The sequence below is a fragment of the Nitratidesulfovibrio sp. SRB-5 genome (assembly GCF_019931275.1).
Lineage (GTDB): Bacteria > Desulfobacterota > Desulfovibrionia > Desulfovibrionales > Desulfovibrionaceae > Cupidesulfovibrio.
Map to the genome: position 1 here is coordinate 585013 of NZ_JAIOTY010000002.1, position 19823 is coordinate 604835.

General features: G+C 68.2%; 13 protein-coding genes, 1 pseudogene and 1 riboswitch. Of the genes and pseudogenes, 9 read left to right on the forward strand and 5 right to left on the reverse strand.

Annotated elements, in window-relative coordinates:
- Positions 1–22 precede the first annotated feature (22 nt).
- Positions 23–1195 carry a GTPase RsgA gene (rsgA, locus tag K6142_RS09965; RefSeq protein ID WP_223290452.1) on the forward strand — a complete coding sequence of 391 codons (1173 nt, stop codon included), beginning with the start codon at positions 23–25 and terminating at the stop codon, positions 1193–1195.
- A 287-nt stretch (positions 1196–1482) separates the two neighbouring features.
- Here rsgA and K6142_RS09970 read toward each other — a convergent pair whose 3' ends face one another.
- Entirely contained in the window at positions 1483–3192 is a 1710-nt protein-coding gene (locus K6142_RS09970; RefSeq protein ID WP_190245807.1) for a glutamine--tRNA ligase/YqeY domain fusion protein, read from the reverse strand.
- Positions 3193–3501: 309 nt separating this feature from the next.
- A complete protein-coding gene (locus tag K6142_RS09975) occupies positions 3502–5697 on the reverse strand; it encodes a molybdopterin-dependent oxidoreductase (protein WP_223290453.1) in 2196 nt (731 codons plus the stop codon).
- Positions 5698–6093: 396 nt separating this feature from the next.
- Here K6142_RS09975 and K6142_RS09980 point away from each other — a divergent pair, with 396 nt between their 5' ends.
- The 7 genes and pseudogenes from K6142_RS09980 to K6142_RS10010 all read left to right on the forward strand — a co-directional run bounded on the left by K6142_RS09980 (position 6094) and on the right by K6142_RS10010 (position 14414).
- On the forward strand, positions 6094–6981 hold the full coding sequence (locus K6142_RS09980) for a branched-chain amino acid ABC transporter permease (protein ID WP_190245808.1): 888 nt from the start codon (positions 6094–6096) through the stop codon (positions 6979–6981).
- Complete coding sequence (locus K6142_RS09985) at positions 6978–8048, forward strand: branched-chain amino acid ABC transporter permease (RefSeq protein WP_190245809.1); 1071 nt, start codon at positions 6978–6980, stop codon at positions 8046–8048. The genes K6142_RS09980 and K6142_RS09985 overlap by 4 nt, the downstream gene beginning before the upstream one ends.
- Complete coding sequence (locus tag K6142_RS09990; protein ID WP_190245810.1) at positions 8045–8824, forward strand: ABC transporter ATP-binding protein; 780 nt, start codon at positions 8045–8047, stop codon at positions 8822–8824. Before K6142_RS09985 ends, K6142_RS09990 begins: the two co-directional genes overlap by 4 nt.
- A pseudogene (locus K6142_RS09995) lies at positions 8817–9530 on the forward strand (ABC transporter ATP-binding protein); the annotation flags it as partial. The gene K6142_RS09990 and the pseudogene K6142_RS09995, both read left to right, overlap by 8 nt.
- 164 nt (positions 9531–9694) lie before the next feature.
- The gene (locus K6142_RS10000) at positions 9695–10465 is read left to right on the forward strand and encodes a GntR family transcriptional regulator (RefSeq protein WP_223380825.1); all 771 of its coding nucleotides are present in this window, start codon (positions 9695–9697) and stop codon (positions 10463–10465) included.
- Positions 10466–10569: 104 nt separating this feature from the next.
- Positions 10570–11787 carry an ABC transporter substrate-binding protein gene (locus tag K6142_RS10005; RefSeq protein WP_190245867.1) on the forward strand — a complete coding sequence of 406 codons (1218 nt, stop codon included), beginning with the start codon at positions 10570–10572 and terminating at the stop codon, positions 11785–11787.
- A gap of 500 nt (positions 11788–12287) precedes the next feature.
- Positions 12288–14414: a PAS domain S-box protein gene (locus tag K6142_RS10010; protein ID WP_223290462.1), complete on the forward strand. Its 2127-nt coding sequence runs from the start codon at positions 12288–12290 to the stop codon at positions 14412–14414.
- Here K6142_RS10010 and K6142_RS10015 read toward each other — a convergent pair.
- The 3 genes from K6142_RS10015 to K6142_RS10025 all read right to left on the reverse strand — a co-directional run bounded on the left by K6142_RS10015 (position 14401) and on the right by K6142_RS10025 (position 16878).
- Positions 14401–14760 (reverse strand): DMT family protein, encoded by a 360-nt coding sequence (locus K6142_RS10015; RefSeq protein ID WP_012612605.1) that lies wholly within the window; start codon positions 14758–14760, stop codon positions 14401–14403. The two genes, K6142_RS10010 and K6142_RS10015, sit on opposite strands and share 14 nt — an antisense overlap.
- Positions 14761–15112: 352 nt before the next feature.
- Entirely contained in the window at positions 15113–15532 is a 420-nt protein-coding gene (locus K6142_RS10020) for a hypothetical protein (RefSeq protein WP_190245866.1), read from the reverse strand.
- A gap of 518 nt (positions 15533–16050) precedes the next feature.
- On the reverse strand, positions 16051–16878 hold the full coding sequence (locus K6142_RS10025; protein ID WP_190245865.1) for a flagellin: 828 nt from the start codon (positions 16876–16878) through the stop codon (positions 16051–16053).
- Between the two features lie 313 nt (positions 16879–17191).
- A riboswitch (cobalamin riboswitch) is annotated at positions 17192–17434 on the forward strand.
- Positions 17435–17606: 172 nt separating this feature from the next.
- Here K6142_RS10025 and K6142_RS10030 point away from each other — a divergent pair.
- Positions 17607–19721: a ribonucleoside triphosphate reductase gene (locus K6142_RS10030; RefSeq protein WP_190245864.1), complete on the forward strand. Its 2115-nt coding sequence runs from the start codon at positions 17607–17609 to the stop codon at positions 19719–19721.
- Positions 19722–19823 lie beyond the last annotated feature (102 nt).

Here is a 19823-nt window from a genome sequence, read left to right on the forward strand (position 1 = left end):
CCGGTCCTTCAGGAAGCATGGCATGAAGCATGGCATGAAGTATGGCATGAGGAATGGCATCACGCTGCAATCATGGGGTTTCGACCCGTGGTTTGCCGCGCATGCGGCGGAAATGGCCATGGAAGGCTGCGACGTTGCCCGGGTCTGCGCGGTGGACCGGGGGGCGTACCGCATTCAGGGCGAAGGGGGCGAGGTGCCGGCGGAACTGTCGGGCAGGCTTGCCTACCATACGGACAGCCCCGCCGACCTGCCGTGCGTGGGTGACTGGGTGACGGCGCAGTGGCACAGCGACGCAACGGCGGGCATCATCCATCGGGTGTTCCCGCGCCGGACCGTGCTGCGGCGCAAGGCGGCGGGCGACGGCTGCGGGGTGCAGATGATCGCGGCCAACATCGACACGGCGTTCATCGTGCAATCGTGCCACTACGACTTCAACCCCGGCAGGCTGGAACGCTATCTGGTCATGCTGGCGGACGGGGGCGTGGAGCCCGTGGTGGTGCTGACCAAGACGGACCTCGTCACCCCGGAAGACCTCGGCAACCTGGTGGCGGTGGTGGCCGCCGTCACGCCCGCGCGGGTGATCGCGCTCAGCAGCGTGACCGGGGCCGGGCTGGATGTGTTGCGCCAGGCGCTTGCGCCGGGCAGGACTTATTGCCTGCTCGGTTCGTCGGGCGTGGGCAAGACGACCCTGCTCAACCAACTGACGAACGGACAGGCAGGGGCCGGGGTTCTGGATGGGCAGGCGCTTGCCACGCGCGCTGACCGGGCAACACGCGCTGACCGGGCAACACGTGCCGACCGGGCCACACGTGCTGTCAGCGCCACTGGCGAAGGCACCCACACCACCACCCGCCGCCAACTCACCATGCTGGATGGCGGGGCGCTGGTCGTGGACACGCCGGGCATGCGCGAGGTGGGCACCGTGGCCGCAGCGGACGGCGTGGACGCAGGGTTTGCGGATATCGCCCTGCTGGCGGGCGAGTGCCGCTATGCCGACTGCCGCCACGAACACGAGGCGGGCTGCGCCGTGCGGGCCGCCGTGGACCGTGGAGAACTGTCCGCCACGCATTACCGGAACTACCTGAAACTGCGCAAAGAGGCCGCGTTCAGCGAAATGTCGCAACTCGACCGGCGCAGAAAGGACAAGGCCTTCGGCAAGATGGTCAAATCGGTGAAGAAGCACAAGGGATACTGAGGCGAACCTGCTTCTGTCTCCCTCTCTCTTTCGGGGGGGGACAGGCTGGTCGCTGCAACGGTCACCAAAACAGAAACACCCCGGCGGGATGGCTCCCGCCGGGGTGTTGTGCATTCTTCTGGCCAGGCACGGTGCCCAGCGCGGCACCATTTCCAAATTAGGATTTTCGTTCGTTGGCAAGGAAAACAAGCCTGTCATGAGGGAGCATACTCTTATCGTATTCGACCGACATGGCAGGCGGAGTCTGACGAAGCCAACGGGCGAAAAGACAATTTGGAAACAGCGGCTTACGCGCCTTCCTTCTTCTCTATCTTCGCCCAGCTGTCGCGCAGGCCCACGGTGCGGTTGAACACCGGCTTGCCGGGGGTGCCGTCCTTGTCGGCGCAGAAGTAGCCGATGCGCTCGAACTGCACGCGGGTGCCGGGGGCCACGTCGGCCAGGGCCGGTTCCAGCATGGCGGTGACGGTCTTCAGCGAATCGGGGTTCAGGTAGTCCACGAAGGTCTTGCCTTCTTCCGCCGCGTTGGGGTTTTCCACCGAGAACAGGTGTTCGTACAGGCGCACTTCCGCGTGCAGGGCATGCGCGGCAGACACCCAGTGGATGGTGCCCTTCACCTTGCGCCCGTCCTGCGACCAGCCGCCCTTGGTGGCCGGGTCGTAGGTGCAGCGCAGCTCGGTGATGTTGCCGTCCGCGTCCTTCACCACTTCGCGGCAGGTGATGTAGTAGGCGTAGCGCAGCCGCACTTCCGCTCCGGGGGCCAGGCGGTGGTACTTCTTGGGCGGGTCTTCGCGGAAGTCGTCGCGCTCGATGTACAGCACCTTCGAGAAAGGCACCGTGCGCGACCCGTGCGACGTGTCTTCCGGGTGGTAGGGCATGTCGAAGGTTTCCACCTGGTCGTCGGGGTAGTTTTCGATGACGACCTTGATGGGGTCCAGCACGCCCATCACGCGCGGGGCCACGGCGTTCAGGTGTTCGCGCATGCAGAATTCCAGCAGCGAGAAATCCACCACCGAATCGGCCTTGGCCACCCCGATGCGCGCGCAGAAGTCCTGCAATGCCTCGGGCGTGACGCCCCGGCGGCGCAGCCCGCTGATGGTGGGCATGCGCGGGTCGTCCCAGCCGTTCACGTAGCCGCCTTCCACAAGCTGGATCAGCTTGCGCTTGGACAGCACGGTGTAGGTCAGGTTCAGCCGGGCGAATTCCAGCTGCTGCGGGTGGTAGACGCCCAGGGTATCCAGCGTCCAGTCGTAGAGTTCGCGGTTGTTCACGAACTCCAGCGTGCAGATGGAGTGGGTGATGCCCTCGATGGAATCCGAGATGCAGTGCGTGTAGTCGTACATCGGGTAGATGCACCACGCATCGCCGGTGCGGTGGTGATGGGCATGACGGATGCGGTACAGCGTGGGGTCGCGCATGACCATGTTGGGCGAGGCCATGTCGATCTTGGCGCGCAGCACGTGTTCGCCGTCCTTGAACTCGCCCGCGCGCATGCGCCGGAACAGGTCCAGGTTTTCCTCCACGCTGCGGTTGCGGTGGGGGCTTTCCTTGCCGGGGGCGGTGAGCGTGCCGCGATGCTCGCGGATTTCGTCCGCCGACAGGCTGTCCACGTAGGCCTTGCCCGCCAGGATCAGCTGTTCCGCGTACTGGTAGAGCTGCTCGAAATAGTCGGATGCGTAGAATTCGCGGCCTTGCCAGTCTCCGCCAAGCCACTTCACGTCCTCGCGGATGGAATCCACGTATTCCTGGCTTTCCTTCAGCGGGTTGGTGTCGTCGAAGCGCAGGTTGCACTTGCCGCCGAATTCCCGCGCCACCCCGAAGTTGAGGCAGATGGACTTGGCATGCCCGATATGCAGGTAGCCGTTGGGTTCCGGGGGAAAGCGGGTGTGCACCCGGCTGTCGAAGCGGCCATTGGCGTTGTCCGCCGTAATCAGCGCGCGGATGAAGTCGAGACCCGGCTCGGCCTTGCGGTCGGGCTCGCTGGCGTTGTGATCGCTCATGATCGTGCGTTCCTGCTGGGGGTTTTCCGGCGGCCGTTCAGGCGGTCCGTCCGGGATGCGAAGAAAGATGCGGCAGGATACGGGAAGTGGTGTGCCCGGTCAATTCGGGGGGATTCCGGCGTGGCGGGGAACACTCGTTACCCTTTCCTCTTTGTCTTTTTCCGGTCCAGGTGGTGTTTCCAAATTAGGATTTTCGTTCGTTGGCAAGGAAAACGAGCCTGCCATGAGGGAGTATACTCTTATCGTATTCGACCGACATGGCAGGTGAAGTTTGACGCCGCCAACGGGCGAAAGGACAATTTGGAACCCCTACGCCCGTTCGATGCGGCAAAGCCCGCACTTCAACGGCTCCGCGCCGCTGTCCGGGTCGAAGTGCTCGTGCCCGTAGAGCAGGCTGGCGCAGCTTTCGCGCCAGCCGTGGTCCGGGCCGGGCCGTTCGGGAAACCACCAGCCGTGGTCGGCCTGCACCACGTCGGGCGGCAGGCCGTCGTCGGCGGCGGCCACGAAGCGCGCCTGCCCGTATGGCGATACCACCCGCACCGCATCGCCGTCGGCAAGGCCAAGGCGGGCCAGCGCATCGGGGTGCACGGCCACGCGGGGTTCCGGGCGCAGGCGGCGCAGCGTGTCGATCTGCCGCCCCTCGGAATGGAAGAAGGGCAGCACCTTGCACCCGGACATGAGGATGAACGGGTATGCGGCGGCCACCTCCGGCGTGGACACCGGCGACAGGGGCGGCTCCACGTACACAGGCAGGGGCGGGCGGCCTGCCCCGGCCATGACGGAGCTGAGCAGTTCCACCTTGCCGCTGGGCGTGGGAAAGCCGTCCGTCTCGTGCTTGCGGTAGCGCATGGGGCCGAGCACCAGCCCCTTTTCCGTGAAGGCGCGAAAGTCCATGCCGGAAGGCTCCAGCAGCCAGGCCAGATAGGCGTCCCAGTCCGGCCAGGGAAAGGCCTCGTCCAGGCCCAGGCGGTGGGCCAGGTCCAGGATCACGGCGCGGTCGTCCCGGGCCTCGCCGGAATGCGGGCCGCGGGCCAGCCTGCGCCGGGCCAGCACGCACCACAGCTTGTGAAAGTAGACCACGTCGTCCTGCTCCAGCCAGTGGGCGGCGGGCAGCACCAGATCGGCCAGCTGGGCCGTGGGCGTCAGGAAGAGGTCGGACACCACGCTGAACTCCACGTGGTCGCGCAGGGCGGCTTCCACCACGTCGCCGCGGGTGGCGGTAAGCATGGGGTTGGTGCCCACCAGCCACACAGCGCGAGGCCGGTACGGCTCGCCGTCGACGCAGGCCTGCCAGAAGCTGGGCTGGTGGCAGCCGGGGCCGAAGGGAAAGCGCCCCGCGCCGATCATGCGGGCCTTCCGGTCCGGCGACAGCAGGTGCATGCCCAGCACCTTCTTGTTTTCCAGCGGCGACTTGCAGCGGATGTCCGGCGGCGGCACCCAGTGCACCATGCCGCCCGGCACGTCGAGGTTGCCGGTGACGGCCATGAGCAGCAGCAGGGCGCGCCCGGTCTGGAAGGCGTTGACGCTGGTGTCTATGCCGTTGCCCCACAGCAGGCTGGCGGGCTTTACCGTGGCCAGCGCGCGGGCGGCGGCGCGGATGTCCTGCGCGGGCACGCGGGTGACGGGCGCGGCCCATTCCGGCGAAAAGGCGCGCACGTGCCCGGCCAGCTCTGCAAAGCCGGTGCAGTGGCGGGCCACGAAGTCCGCGTCGTGCAGCCCCTCGCCGATGATCACGTGCAGCAGGGCCAGCGCCAGCGCGCATTCCGTGCCGGGGCGCAGTTGCAGGTGCTGCGTGGCCGCGCGCGCGGCGGAAGTGCGGCGCGGGTCGGCCACGATGACCTGTTCCGCCCCGCGCAGGGCGCGGCGCATCATGGCCCCGCACGTGCCGTCGGCGGCCCCGGCTTCCATGGCGTTGCAGCCGAACACCAGCATGCAGCGCGGCATGGCGCCGCCGTGGCCGTACACGTCGGCCACGGGCATCCAGCCCACGGTGATGGACGAGGCGATGACGCGCGGCAGAAAGCAGTTGTGCCCCGGCGAGACGAAGTTGGGCGAACCCAGCGCGTGGATGAAGCGCCCGGTGAATTCGGTGTACGGGCGGCCCGTGCCCTGGCACAGCGCGATGTATTCCGGCCCGGATTCGTTCCGCACCCGGTCGAAGGTGGAGGCCATGAGGGTAAGCGCCGCCTCCCAGCCGATTTCCTTCCATTGCCCCGCGCCGCGCGGACCGGTGCGCAACAGGGGGCGGCGCACCCGGTCCGGGTGGGCGACGAACTGCGGCCCCGCCGCGCCCTTGGGGCAGATGTAGCCCCGGCTGGTGGGGCTGTCCGGATCGCCGGTGACACGCACCGGGTTGCCCGCGTCATCCAGATGCACCAGCACCTGGCAGACGCCGTGGCATCCCCGGCACGCGGTGCGCACCACGCGGGGGGCAAGCCGCAGGACCGGGCGGGAAGGGGCCTGGGGGGGCGTGGACGATCCGTGGAGAGGGCTGGCTGGGGACATGGTCGGCTCCTTGGCGGCTGGAACCTTTGGGAGGACGATGGGGCGCAAGGGCCCCACGGGCCGTACGCCGCCGATGCGCCTCGGTGGGGCATGGCGCGACGGCGTGCGGGACGCGGCGGTGGGGTTGCCCTTGCGGCAACGGCGTGCCGCGCGCGGCTGGCTCCCCGTTTCTGTGTGTCCGCATCGGATAGCCATGTCAATGTGCCCGGATAGCATGCAGGGGCGCGCCCTGGGGGACAGCGGGCAGGTTCGGGCACGCGGCGGATCCGTGCCCGGCAACCGCAGGATTGACCCGGCTTCGTACTTTGTATACGGTATGCAACGACAGCCGCGCCCGTGTGCGCGGCGCTTTTCACTTCGGCCCACGCCGCCTCCCGCAACCGGACGCACTTTCCCATGCCGCCAGACGCCATCAACGCCCTTGCGCAGTATACCCTCAGCGGACTGACCACCGGGTCGGTCTACGCGCTGCTGGCCTTGGGCTACAGCCTCATCTTCAATGCCACGGGCATCGTCAACTTCACCCAGGGCGACTTTCTGAGCCTTGGCGGGCTGGTGCTGTACAGCCTGCTGGTCAGCCAGGGGCTGCCCATTGTGGCGGCCTTTCCCGCCACCATCCTCGTGGTGGCCATGGCGGGCGCGCTGGTGGAGCGGGTGTGCCTGCGCCCGGCCCGCAGCCGCCAGATGATAATCCTGATCTTCATCACCATGGCCGCCTCCACGCTGATGCGCGGCCTGATGAAGGAAGGCTGGGGCAAGCTGCCCCTGGCCCTGCCGCCCCTGTCGCCCGAGGTGCCCTTTCGCCTGCTGGGCGCGGTGCTGACCCCGCAGAACCTGTGGGTGATGGGCATGACCCTGTGCGGCATCGCGGCGCTGGCCTGGTTCTTCCGCGCCACGGTGACCGGCAAGGCCATGCGCGCGGCGGCGGCGGACCCGCGCACCGCCCGGCTGATGGGGGTGGAGGTGGAACGGCTGACCACGCTGTCCTTCGCCTTTGCCGGGGCGCTGGGCGCCCTTGGCGGCATGCTCATCACGCCCATCACGTCACTTTCGTACGACATCGGCCTTATGCTGGGGCTGAAGGGCTTTGCCGCCGCAGTGCTTGGTGGCTACGGCAGCTTTGCCGGGGCCGTGGCGGGCGGGGTGCTGCTGGGCCTGTTCGAAAGCTACGGCGCGGGCTACGTGACCAGCGCCTACCGCGACGTGCTGGTGTTCGGCCTGCTCATCCTTGTCTTGTTCGTGCGTCCGCAGGGGCTGTTCGGCACCACCGGGAGGCGCGCATGAGCGATCCATCCTCTGCCGGGTCGTCCGCTCCCGCCTCCGCGTCCGCACCCGTGACGGGCCGCCATCCGCTGTTCACCGCGCCCGCCCGCCGCTTCATGCGCGGCTGGCTGGCCGTGGCCGTGGCCCTGCTGCCGCTGGCCCTGCGCTCCGGCTACCAGTTCACCGTGCTCAACGTGGTGGCCGTGAACCTCATCGTGGTCACCGGGCTGAACCTGCTGATGGGCTACGCCGGGCAGATCAGCTACGGCCACGCCGCATTCTTCGGCATGGGGGCTTACGGCAGCGCCATCCTTTCCGCCACCCACGGGGTGGACCCGTGGCTGGCCATGGGCGTTTCCGCCTGCGGGGTGGCCGTGGCCGCCGCCGTGGTGGGCGTGCCCACCCTGCGGCTGAAGGGCAACTACCTGGTCATGGCCACGCTGGGCTTCAACCTCATCGTGGACGTGATCCTGGTGCAGTGGAGCGAGGTCACCGGCGGTTCCAGCGGCTTCGTGGGCGTGCCGCCGCTGGCCGTGGCGGGCATCTCGTTCGACACCGACCGGTCGTTCTACTGGCTGGCCTGGGGCGTGGCGCTGCTGCTGCTCATCCCCGCGCGCAACCTCGTGCATTCCCCGGTGGGGCGCGCCCTGCGGGCCATCCACGATTCCGAGCCGGGGGCGGAGGCCTGCGGCGTGCCCACGGCCAGCTACAAGGTGCAGGTGTTCGTGCTGTCCGCCGTGTTCGCCTCGCTGGCCGGGTCGCTGCACGCGCACTACCTGGGCATCGTGGCGCCCAAGACCTTCGACATCTTCAAGTCGGTGGAGTTCGTGACCATGTGCCTCATCGGCGGCATGGGCTCGCTGTGGGGCGGGCTGGCCGGGGCGCTGCTGCTGACCGTGCTGCCCCAGATGCTGGGCGTGTTCGAGGAGCACCACGACCTGATATTCGGCGCGATACTGCTGGTCATGCTCATCTTCATGCCGCGCGGGGTTTCGCCGTGGCTGCGGGATATGGCGGGCAGGATGCGGCGCGGGTCCGGTGGAGGTGCGTCGGACAGCACGCCGCACGGCGGGGAGGCCCGGCCATGACCCTGCTGGCGGTACGCGACCTTTCCGTGGCCTTCGGCGGCATCCGCGCGCTGGACGCGGCCAGCTTCACGGCGCAGGCCGGGGCCATCACCGCGCTCATCGGTCCCAACGGCGCGGGCAAGACCACCCTGGTCAACTGCGTCACCGGCATGGTGCGGCCCGATTCCGGCAACGTGACCTTCGACGGGCAAGACATCACCGGCATGGCGGCCCATCGCCTGCCGCGCCTGGGCCTTGCCCGCACCTTCCAGCACCTGCGGGTTTTCGGCTCCATGAGCCTGCTGGAAAACGTCATGGTGGGGCTGCACGGCCACGTGCGCACCGGCATGCTCTCCAGCATGCTGCGCCTGCCCGGCGTGCGCCGCACCGAACGGGCCATGCGCGACGCGGCCATGCGGGCGCTGGATTTCACGGGCCTTGCCGACCGGGCCGACGGGGCCGCAGGGCTCTTGCCCTACGGCGACCAGAAGCGGCTGGTGCTGGCCCGCGCCCTGGTGGGCGACCCGCGCATGATCCTGCTGGACGAGCCGGTGGCGGGCCTGAACCCGGCGGAAACCCACGAGATGGGCGGGCTGATCCTGGCCCTGCGCGCGCGGGGGGTGGCCGTGCTGCTCATCGAGCATGACATGTCGCTGGTCATGCGCGTGAGCGATGCCGTGGTGGTGCTGTGCTCCGGCGCCAAGATCGCCGAGGGCGCCCCCGGCGAGGTGAAACGCAACCCCGAAGTGGTCAACGCCTACCTTGGCGGGGGCGAGGAGTTCGGCCTGCATGCTTGAGCTGCGCGACGTTTCCTTTTCCTACGGCGGCGCGAAGGTGCTGTTCGACGTGTCCCTTTCGGTGGGCGCGGGCGAGGCGGTATGCCTGCTGGGAATGAACGGCGCGGGCAAGACCACGCTGCTGTCGCTTGTCAGCGGTCTTGCGCGTCCGGTTTCCGGGTCCATCCTGCTGGATGGCGCGCCGCTGCCGCCGCGCCCGGCGGGCATCGTGGCCGCCGGGGTGGTGCAGGTGCCCGAGGGGCGCCGGGTGTTCACCCAGCTTTCGGTACGCGAAAATCTTGAAATGGGCGCCTACCTGCGCCTGAAGAAGGGCGGTCGCGCCGGGCGCGCCGCCGTGGCCGACGACCTGGCCCGCATGCTGGACCTGTTTCCCGTGCTGGGCGAGCGCATCGGCCAGCCAGCGGGCAACCTTTCCGGGGGCGAGCAGCAGATGCTGGCCATGGGCCGCGCCCTGATGGCCCGTCCCCGCCTGCTGTTGCTGGACGAGCCCAGCCTGGGCCTTGCGCCCAAGGTTACGGCGGCCATCTTCCGGGTGGTGCGCGACCTGCCCTCCATGGGCTGTTCGGTGCTGCTGGTGGAGCAGAACGCGTTGGGCGCGCTGGCCATCTGCAACCGGGGGTACATCATCACCAGCGGGCATATCCGGTTTTCCGGCAGCTCCGCCGACATACTTTCCGACGAACTGCTGCGCGAGGCGTTCCTCGGCCCTGTCAGTGGAGATCACGGGGGAGATCACGGGGGAGAGCCCGGGGTCGCGACCGGGGCAACGTCCGGGGCAACGTCCGGGGCAACGTCCGGGGCGGCATCCGGGGTGGCGAGGGACATGCGGGACGACACGCGGCGCGGCAGCGCCACGCAGGAGGACAACTGATGGCGAGACTGGTCAAGCAGTCGCTGGGGCAGGAAGTGACGCGCATGCTCAAGCGCATGATCATCGACGGCGAACTGGAGCCCGGCCAGCGGCTGGTGGAGGACCGCCTGGCGGCGGAACTGGGCATCAGCCGCACCCCCCTGCGCGAGGCCCTGCACCGGCTGGAGCAGGAAGGGCTGTTGCAGAAGCGTTCTGCCGGTGGCTACGTGCTGCGCCCCTTTGACGCCGAGGAAGTGGAAGAGGCGGTGCAGGTGCGCGCCCTGCTGGAGGCCCGCGTGGCCGCGCTGGCCGCGCGCCGGGCCGCGCCGGGACAGGTGGAGGCCCTGCGCGCCAACCTGACGGCCTTTCGCGAGGCGGCGGCCAAGGGCGACGTGGTCCGGCTGGCCGAACTGAACACCGAATTCCACCTGCTGCTGCGGGCTGCGGGCGGCTCCATGCTGCTGGCCCGCCTGCTGGACGAGATCGAAGGGGTGGTGGAACGCATCATCCGCGCACTGGTGCCCCTGCGCGAGGCCGGGGAATGGTCGGACGAGGACCATGCCCGCATCGTGGCCGCCGTGGTGGCGGGCGATGCCGAGGGCGCCGCCGAGGCCATGCGTGTCCACGTGCTGCACGGCGGCGATGCGGTGCTGGACACCCTGCGTCAGCCCGAAGGTGAGCCCGATGGTGCAAGGGACGCTGGGGCCGAGGGTCAGCCCGATGCCGCCGGCACCTCCGCTGCCGCGCTGGCTGGCCGTCCGTCCGGCAAGGCCGCGCCGAAGAAACCATGAACCTTTCGCACCGCTCCGGTGCCGCAGTGACGCGCGGCACCGGCACGGCGCGCAACCACGCCCCATGCGCCGCCCCCCTGCGCCGCGTGGGAGAGGAGACCCGCATGAACTTCGCATCCCTGGTACGCGCGGCATGTCGATTGGGCGTGGCCGCACTGGCAGTTCCGGCGCTGCTGGTGGGCGCGGGCCTGCCCGCCGCCACCGCGCAGGCCGCCGATCCGGTGAAGATCGGCGCGTTCTTCGCCCTGTCCGGTCCCACCGCGCCCGTGGGCACCCCCACCAAGCTGGTGGCCCAGATGTTCGTGGACAAGGTGAACAAGGAAGGCGGCATCAACGGCAGGCCCATCGAACTGGTGCTGGGCGACACGGAGGGCGACCCCACCAAGGCGGTGCTGACCTTCAAGCGTTTCGTCAGTGAAGAAAAGGTGGTCGCCGTCATCGGCCCCACCCGCACCGACGAAGGCATGGCCGTGAAGCGCCAGATCGAATCCACCGGCATTCCCACGGTGATGACCGTGGGCGGCGACCCGGTGATCATGGAAGGCAAGCTGGGCAACATGGATTTCGGCACGGCCCGGTCGGTCTTCAAATCGCCCCAGCGGTCGTCCACTGCGGTGCGCAAGGTGCTGGGGTACCTGAAGAAGCATGAACTTGCCAAGGTGGCCCTGCTGCTTTCCGGAGACAACTTCGGGCAGGACGGCGAACGCTGGCTGCGCTCGCTGGCCCCGGAATACGGCATAGAGATCGTGGGCACCGAGCAGTTCAAGCCCACCGACGTGGACATGAAGACCCAGCTTACCGCGTTGGCGGGCAAGGGTCCGCAGGCGGTGATCTGCTGGACCATCGGCCCGGCCGGGGCGCTCGTGTCCAAGAACCACCACGCCCTTGGCCTGACCATGCCCCTGCTGCAATGCCACGGCCTGCCCGACCCGGCCTACATCAAGCTGGCTGGCGAGGCGTCCGAGGGCGACCTTATGCCCGCCACCAAGCTGATGACCTGGGAAGCCCTGCCCGACGGCGACCCGCAGAAGAAGGTCATCGCCGAGTTCGTGCGCCTGTACCGCGACGAGTACAAGTACGACGCGCAGTACCCCCTCAACACCCATTCCGGCTATGCATGGGACGCCCTGCTGCTGCTGGTGGAGGCCATGCGCAAGGTGGGCACGGAACCCGCCAGGGTGCGCGACGCGCTGGAGGCCACCACGGGCCTGGTGGGCGTGAGCGGCGTGTTCAACCTTGGCCCGCAGGACCACAACGGCCTGGGCGAGGATTCCATGGTCATGTTGCAGGTAAAGGGCGGCAGGTTCGTGATGGTGGAATAGGCGCAACCGCCTGGGCGGCGCGCAGCGTAATGCGGCACCACGGCGCGCGGGAGGGCTGGTCCTTCCCGCGCGTTTTTTGCCCGGATGGCCTTTCATGGCAGTGCCGTCAGGCGATGTTCCGGAAAATCGACCTGTTGCCGGAAGGTTTCCGGACAGTTTCCGGACGAAGGGCCCGCGGATGCCGGGCCGTTACCGCCGCCAGGGCACGGCTGGCGCCATTCTAATGGGTTGCGCATACCGCCCGGAGAGGTCATAGGAAGTCCAGACCACAGGGAGGGCGGCACATGGCGCGTGGCATCAGGGGGCAGGGGAGGCAGGCGTCCGGCCCGTCGTCGACGGCGGATGCCGGGGCGGACCGGGGCGGCAAGGGGCGGAATGCCCCGCGCAGGCGTCATGCCCCGCTTGCCTGTTCGCCCTGTTCGCCCTGTTCGCCCGAGTCGCCCTGTTCGTCCGAGTCGCCCTGTGTTTCCGATCTTCCTGATTCCCCCGGATATTCTGACGTGCCCCTTTCCCCCGGCCCGTTCGCTGCCCCCGCCTGCGACCCTCCGGCCTCCCCATCCTTCGGCGTATCGCTGTACGAGCAGCTGTTCCGGTACCATTCGGCGGTGATGCTGCTGGTGGACGCGGAAACGGGCTGCATCATCGAGGGCAATCCGGCGGCATCCACCTTCTACGGCTACCCGGACGGGGCGTTGTGCGGCATGTCCATCAACGACATCGCCAACCTGGAGCCCGAGGAGCAGGCGCGGCGGCTGGCCGAACTGCGCGAGGGGCGGCTGACATGTTTCACCTCGCGCCACCGCCTGGCGTCTGGCGAGGTGCGCGACGTCGAAGTGCATTCCGTGCCGGTGCGGCTGTTCGAACGCACCCTGCTGTACACCATCATCCACGACATCACCGACCGCGTCCGGGCCGAGGAAGCCCTGCGCCGCAGTGAACAGCACCTGGAAATGGTCATGGACGGGGCGGGCATCGGCAGTTTCAGCTGGCATGCGCTCACCGACGAGGTGGCCTGCGACACCCGCTGGGGCGATGTGCTGGGGCATGGACGGGTGGAATGCGCGCCCATGATGGAATCGTGGCGCAACATGGTGCATCCGGACGACCTGCCGGGGCTGGAACGGGCGCGTCGGCGGCATCTTTCCGGGGTCACGCCCCGTTACGAGGCGGAATACCGGGTGCAGGGGGCGGACGGAGCGTGGCGCTGGATTCAGGAAACGGGCCGGGTGGTGGAGCGCGGCGGCGACGGCCTGCCCCTGCGGGTGGCGGGCATCGTGCGCGACGTGTCCGTCCGGCGGCGCGCGGAAGAAGACCGGCGGCGGCTGTTCAACCTGTCGCCGGACCTGATGTGCGTGGGCGGCATGGACGGCTACTTCCGTGAACTGAACCCCGCCTGGCAGGAGGTGCTGGGCTGGTCCAGGGAAGAATTGCTGGACCGTCCGTGGGGTGCGCTGGTGCACCCCGACGACCGCGACGCCACCATGCAGGGCATGGACACGCTGCGCGAGCGCGGCGTGATCACCAACGTGGAGAACCGCTACCAGTGCCGCGACGGCACGTGGCGCTGGATATCCTGGAATTCCGCCTTCGTGCCCGAGCAGGGGCTGATCTACGGCGTGGGGCGCGACGTCACGGCGCTGCGGCGCATGGTGGAAGAATTGCGCACCAGCGAGGCGCGCCTGCGGGCCATGGCGGCCACGGTGCCGGGGGTGGTGCTGCAATGGCGCGAGGTGCCCGGCGACCGGCAGTTCACCTACGTCAGCCCGCGCAGCCGGGAGATACTGGGCGTGCCGCCCGAGTGGCTGTTGCAGGACTGGCGGGCCCTGCCGGTGCATCCTGCGGACCGCACGGTGTGGGAACTTTCGCTGCGCGATGCCATGGAGCGGCGCGGGGACTGGATGTTCGAAGGGCGGCTGGTGCTGCCCGGCGGCGAGGTGCGCTGGTGGCGGGGCGAGGCCAGGCCCGTGCATGGCGGGCAATCCGGCGTGGCGGAACTGCCGGAGGAGTCGGGCATCGTCTACTGCGGCATCATCACCGATACCACGGAGCACCGCGAGGCGCAGGAACGGCTGCGCCAGCTGGCCACCACCGACGGGCTGACCGGGCTGGCCAACCGCAGGCGGTTTCTGGAGGCGCTGGAGCACGAGGTGCAGCGCCACCGCCGCTACGGCACCCCCCTGGCGCTGATCTCCATCGACGTGGACCGCTTCAAGCGGGTCAACGACACCTGGGGCCATGCCGTGGGTGACGAGGTGCTGCGCGCGCTGGCCGCCATCTGCCGGGCAGAGGTGCGCGACGTGGACACCGTGGGGCGCATCGGCGGCGAGGAATTCGCCGTGCTGCTGCCGGACACCGCCCCGGAAGAAGCCATGGCCGTGGCGGAACGGCTGCGGGCGGGCGTGGAGGCGGCGCCCCTGCTGACCACCGCCGGACCGTTGACCGTCACCCTGAGCCTGGGCGTGTCCGCAAGCCCCCCGTGCGACGGGGCCGACACGCTGCTGCGCGAGGCGGACAGGGCGCTCTACCGGGCCAAGGCGGGCGGTCGCAACCGGGTGGAGCGGGCGTTTGACCTTGCCGGGGCCTGCGCAACGGGCGACGACGCCGACACCCTGCTCACCATTCCTTGAAGATGAAGAACGTGGCCACCACGATCAGGCAGAACCCCACCAGATAGTTCCATTTCAGCGGCTCTCCCAGGTAGAGCACCGAGAAGACCAGAAACACGGAGAGCGAAATGATCTCCTGGATGGTCTTCAGTTCCGTTGCGTTGAAATGGCCGTAGCCTGCCCGGTTGGCGGGCACCTGAAGGCAGTATTCGAAGAAGGCGATGCCCCAGCTCACCATGATGGCCACCATGAGCGGGCTGGCCTTGAACTTCAGGTGGCCGTACCAGGCGAAGGTCATGAACACGTTGGAAAGCAGCAGCAGGCCGACGGTGACGACCGGGACGGGCAGGGCAAAGGGGACGGGCATGGGAAGGCTCCGGTTTGGGGGGCGCGGCGGGGCGCAGGCCGCGACGGATGGTGGCAATGCGCGTGGGGCGAACGAGGCGCGACGGGAGCATGCGGGGCCGTGCGCCCGCGTGGCCGCTGCCTTTTCGCATGGTGCGCGACGGGTGGCAAGATGCCCGGCACGGGCCGCATTCGCGTGGTCGGGGCGCGCTGCCCGCCGCCTGCGGTGAACGGACGCGGTGGAGCTGCAATGATGCGGGGCCGCCGACCGGTGAAGGTCGGCGGCCCCTGTCCGTCGCCACCATGCGCCGCCGCGTTTCGCCGCATGCCGTCAGGCATGGGGAGTAGGCGGCGCAACCGGATGAAGCCGGGCGCTATTGGGCGGGAGCGGGAGGAACGGGACGACCGTTGCCGCGATCGTCCTTGCGGTCCTCGCGCCAGTCGCGCCGGTCATCGCGGCGTTCCCTGCGGTCATCCCTGCGATCGTCCTTGCGGTCCATGTGCTGGTCGCGTCGGCCATCGCGGCGTTCCATGTTCTGGTCGTGGCGCTCGCGGCGGTCGTCACGCCGGTCGTCGCGCCGGTCGTCACGATGATCCCTGCGTTCCATGCCGTCCTGCCGACGATCCTGCCGATGCTCCGGTTGATGCTCCTTCCGGTCGTCCCTGCGTTCCTTGCGCAGGTCGGGGCGGAGGTTGGCGGGCGCGGCGTCGTCAGCCAGCGCGGGCAGCGCGGGCAGGGCAACGGCGGCGGCAAGGGCAAGCGAGGCAAGCAGGGAGGTCGTTTTTTGCAACATGTCGGTTCTCCTTCATGGAAACCGTGGGTTGGCCCGCGTGCGCGGGGCCGGGGTCGGTGAACTGGCGCCCCGCGTGCCTGCGGCAACGGCCAGGGGCATGTCGGGGGCATCCGCGCCGGGCACACCGGCACGTCGAGGCGCATATCGCGCCGAACCCGCGCGAAGTCAACGGCGGCGGGGCACAAGTTACACTTCGTAACATGTCGTAGCGGGGCGGCAATGGAATGGGGCTGGCGTGCCCGTCGCGCCATGGAAATTCATGGATCGTGGCGGGCTGTTGCGCGCGGCGGCATTGGTCGCCGTATTGCGGGCAAGAGCGGCATGCTAGCGGGGGTGGGGCAGCGCATGCCGGAAGGCGTGGGGGAGGTGGCGTCAGGCGTGCCGGGTGTGAAGATCGTGCCGGTCGGAACAGGTCGGAACAGGTCGGAATCGATCGAAATTGACCGGACCTGGTCGAAACGGGGCGAGATCGGGCTGACTGGTGCGGCTGATGCGGCTGGCGTGACGGTCGGAGCGGCTCAGGCCTCTTCGTCGGTGATGGTGCCGGTTTCGCGCAGCAGCAGGTCCAGCACCAGTTCTTCCAGCGATCGGTTCTCGTTGGCCTTGGCGCGGGTCTGGGCGGCGGTGTCCATGATGTCCGCCTGCGAGGCCAGCGAGGACGCCTGGCTGTCCAGCAGGGTGGAGCGCGCCGCGTAGTTGGTGGCCGCGGCGCCAACGGTGGTGATGTAGCCGGAGAGGGTGGTGACCATGGCGGCGGCCTTGGCCACGGTATTGATCTGGGTGCTGGTGAAGGCGTTCTTGTAGGAGGAGAAGTCGGTGAGGGCCAGATCGAAGCTGCTGGTCCCGGACTGGATTTCCAGGCTGCCGGAACTGCCGGACACGGTGACCCGGTCGTCGGAGGCCCATACGGAACCGTCCAGCAGGGCTATGCCGTTGTACGAGGTGGAGGCCACGGTCTGGGTGATCTGCGAGGCCAGCGAATTGTACTCCGCCTGCACCGATGCATAGGTCATGGTGCCGGTGGCCACGCCGTTGGCCAGGTCCTTCATGCGGGTGAGCGCGGTCTTCAGCGAGGTGACCCCCGTGTTGGCCAGATCCATGATGGACTTGGCCTCGGACACGTTGTTCGAAGCCTGGCGCAGCATGGACGCATCGGCCCGCAGTCTGCCGGTAAGCGCGGCGGCGGTGGGGTCCGTGACCTTGCGCGACTGGCTTTCGGTCAGCAGCATGTCGCGCAGCGACTTGCCGACGGACCCGCCCATGAACAGCGAATTGGTCAGCATGTCCTGCTGCAACAGTTGCAGCGAATATTCCACCAGCATGGTGTTCAGCGACTTGTCGGTCACGCGCGCTCCCCGGCGGATGAACACACCACGCCTCATGGAGCGTATCGGCCATTTTTTCGCAAGCTTTAGGGATGCCGGCTCACTGGTTGCCGTTTCGTGCGGGGGCGCACTTTCGTGCGGGCGGGGGGGAGCGGGCCGGGGCGGGCAGGGTGGCAGGCAGGACGGGCCGCTTTTTTTCCGCCTAGGGCCGCAAGGGCTGGGGGGCACGTCGGGGCCATTGGGGGCGAACGGAGGTGACCTTGCCGGTTGAACCCGGCACCCCGTTTTGCTACATGCTGGGGGCATTGACGACGTGTGCCGTACGGCCACGCCGTTCCCACGAAAAACAGCCACGAAGATTTCCAAGGATCTCCGGCAAAGGGAATCCGGTGCGACACCGGAGCGGTCCCGCCGCTGTGATCCCCGCGCGCAACCGCGCGCAACGTCCGCCCCGGCCCGGGAACGAAGCTTGCGCTTCGCCCCGCCGCCGCAGCGCCACTGGCACCGGGTTCCGCCCGCGCCGGGAAGGCGGGCCGGACGGGGGAAAGCCAGAAAACCTGGCCGGAGCGCTTCTTGCCGCCACGGGCACGCGGATGCCCGCATCGGACTCAAGAAGATTCACGGAACACGCAGCGCGCCGGGGGACGTTACCGACGTCCCCCCGCGACGCGCCCTACCACGGGCGGCCCGCCGCCGTGCGCCTTTGGCGTGCGGAATTCCGTCGGCCCGCCGTCCGGGAGCCATTGCCCATGCCCCAACATATTCGCAAGCGCGACGGCCGCGTGGAAACCTGGTCCGTGGACCGGGTGGGTCACGCCATCAACAAGGCCCTGAAAGCCAGCGGCATCAAGGATCCCCTGCTGGGCAAGCGTCTGGCGCAGCGGGTGGAAGCCAAGCTCGACGGCGTGGACATGCCCGAGCAGGAGCAGGTGCAGGACCTTGTCCAGCGCGTGCTGATGGAAGCCCGCCTGTACGCCGTGGCCGAACGGTACATCATCTACCGTGAAAAGCGCCGCGAAATGCGCAGCCAGAACGAGGCCTACCTCGACGTGGCCCGGATGATCGAAAGCTATCTCGACAGGTCCGACTGGCGCGTCAACGAAAACTCCAACATGGGGCATTCGTTCCAGGGGCTCATCCTGCACATGGCGGGGTCTGTCCAGGCGCGCTACGTGCTGGAAAAGTATCCCGAGGAAATCCGCCTGGCCCACACCCACGGCTATTTCCACATCCACGACCTGTCCTTCGGCCTGGCCGGGTACTGCGCGGGCTGGAGCCTGCGCGACCTTCTGCTGGAAGGCTTCAACCTGAAGGGCCGCTGCTGCGCGTCCCCGGCGCGCCACTTCGACGCGGCCTGCGGGCAGATCGTCAACTTTCTGGGTACGCTGCAAAACGAATGGGCGGGCGCGCAGGCGTTCAACAACATCGACACCTATCTTGCCCCGTTCATCCGCCACGACAAGCTGACCTACGACGAGGTCAAGCAGGGCGTGCAGAAGCTGGTGTACAACCTGAACACCACCTCGCGCTGGGGCGGGCAGAGCCCGTTCACCAACTTTACCCTGGACATGGCCCCGCCCAGGCACATCGCCAATGAACCGGTAATCATCGGCGGCGAGTTTCAGGATTCCACCTACGGCGACTACGCCGCAGAGATGGACATGTTCAACCGGGCGTTCATAGAGGTGATGCTGGAAGGCGACGCCGACGGGCGCATCTTCTCCTTCCCCATCCCCACCTACAACGTCACCCCCGACTTTCCGTGGGATACAGACACCGGCAAGCTGCTGCTGCGCATGACGGCCAAGTACGGCGCGCCCTATTTCCAGAACTTCATCAATTCGGACCTCAACCCCGAAGACGTGCGATCCATGTGCTGCCGCCTGCAGATGGACCTGCGCGAAATCCGCAAGCGCACCGGCGGCCTGTTCGGCTCGGGCGACCTTACCGGCTCCATCGGCGTGGTCACCCTGAACCTGCCCAAGTTCGCGTACCTGGCCCAGGGCGAGGAAGACTTCCTCGACATGATCACCGAGTACGCGGAAATGGCCCGCGACGCCTTGGAATACAAGCGCAAGCTGTGCACCCAGATGCTGGACGCGGGCATGTTCCCGTTCTCGCGCCGCTACCTCAAGAACGGCTACGCGGGCCACTTCTCCACCATCGGGCTCATCGGCGGGCACGAGGCCTGCCTGAACCTTTTGGGCAAGGGCATCGAGACGGAAGCCGGGCTGCGCCTGATGAAGCGCGTGCTGCACCACCTGCGCGAACTGACCGTGCGTTTTCAGGAAGAAACCGGGCACATGTACAACCTTGAAGCCACGCCCGGCGAAGGCACCTGCTACCGCCTTGCGCGCATCGACCGCGCCCTGTACGAAGACATTGCGACTTCGGGCGGCGACACGCCGTACTACACCAACTCCACCCTGCTGCCCGTGGGCTTCACCGAAGACGTGTTCGCCGCGCTGGAGCACCAGAACGAGTTGCAGACCCTGTACAACGGCGGCACGGTGTTCCACTCCTTCCTTGGCGAGGCCGCGCCCGACGAGGCCTCGGTAAAGAACTACCTGCTGAAGGCCATGCAGAAGACGCGCATTCCGTACATCTCGGTCACGCCCACCTTCTCGGTGTGCCAGAGCCACGGTTACCTGCGCGGCGAGCACATGAACTGCCCGGAATGCGGCGAAGAGGCGGAAGTGTACACCCGCGTGGTGGGCTACTACCGCCCGGTCAGCCGCTGGAACCTTGGCAAGCAGCAGGAATACAGGGAACGCGTGGAATACGGCATGGGTTCGTTCTGCGATTGCGGTGCGCCCGCGACAGAGGTGGACCTGAAGCTGCCGGAGCCTGCCGTAGCCGACTAGCATGAAATGACCGGCGCCGCGCGGTGTTCCCTTAGTGCGGGAGCCGCGCGGCGTCCTGCCCGATACTATCCGGTCATGTCCTGATCCGAACCCTGCCCCGAA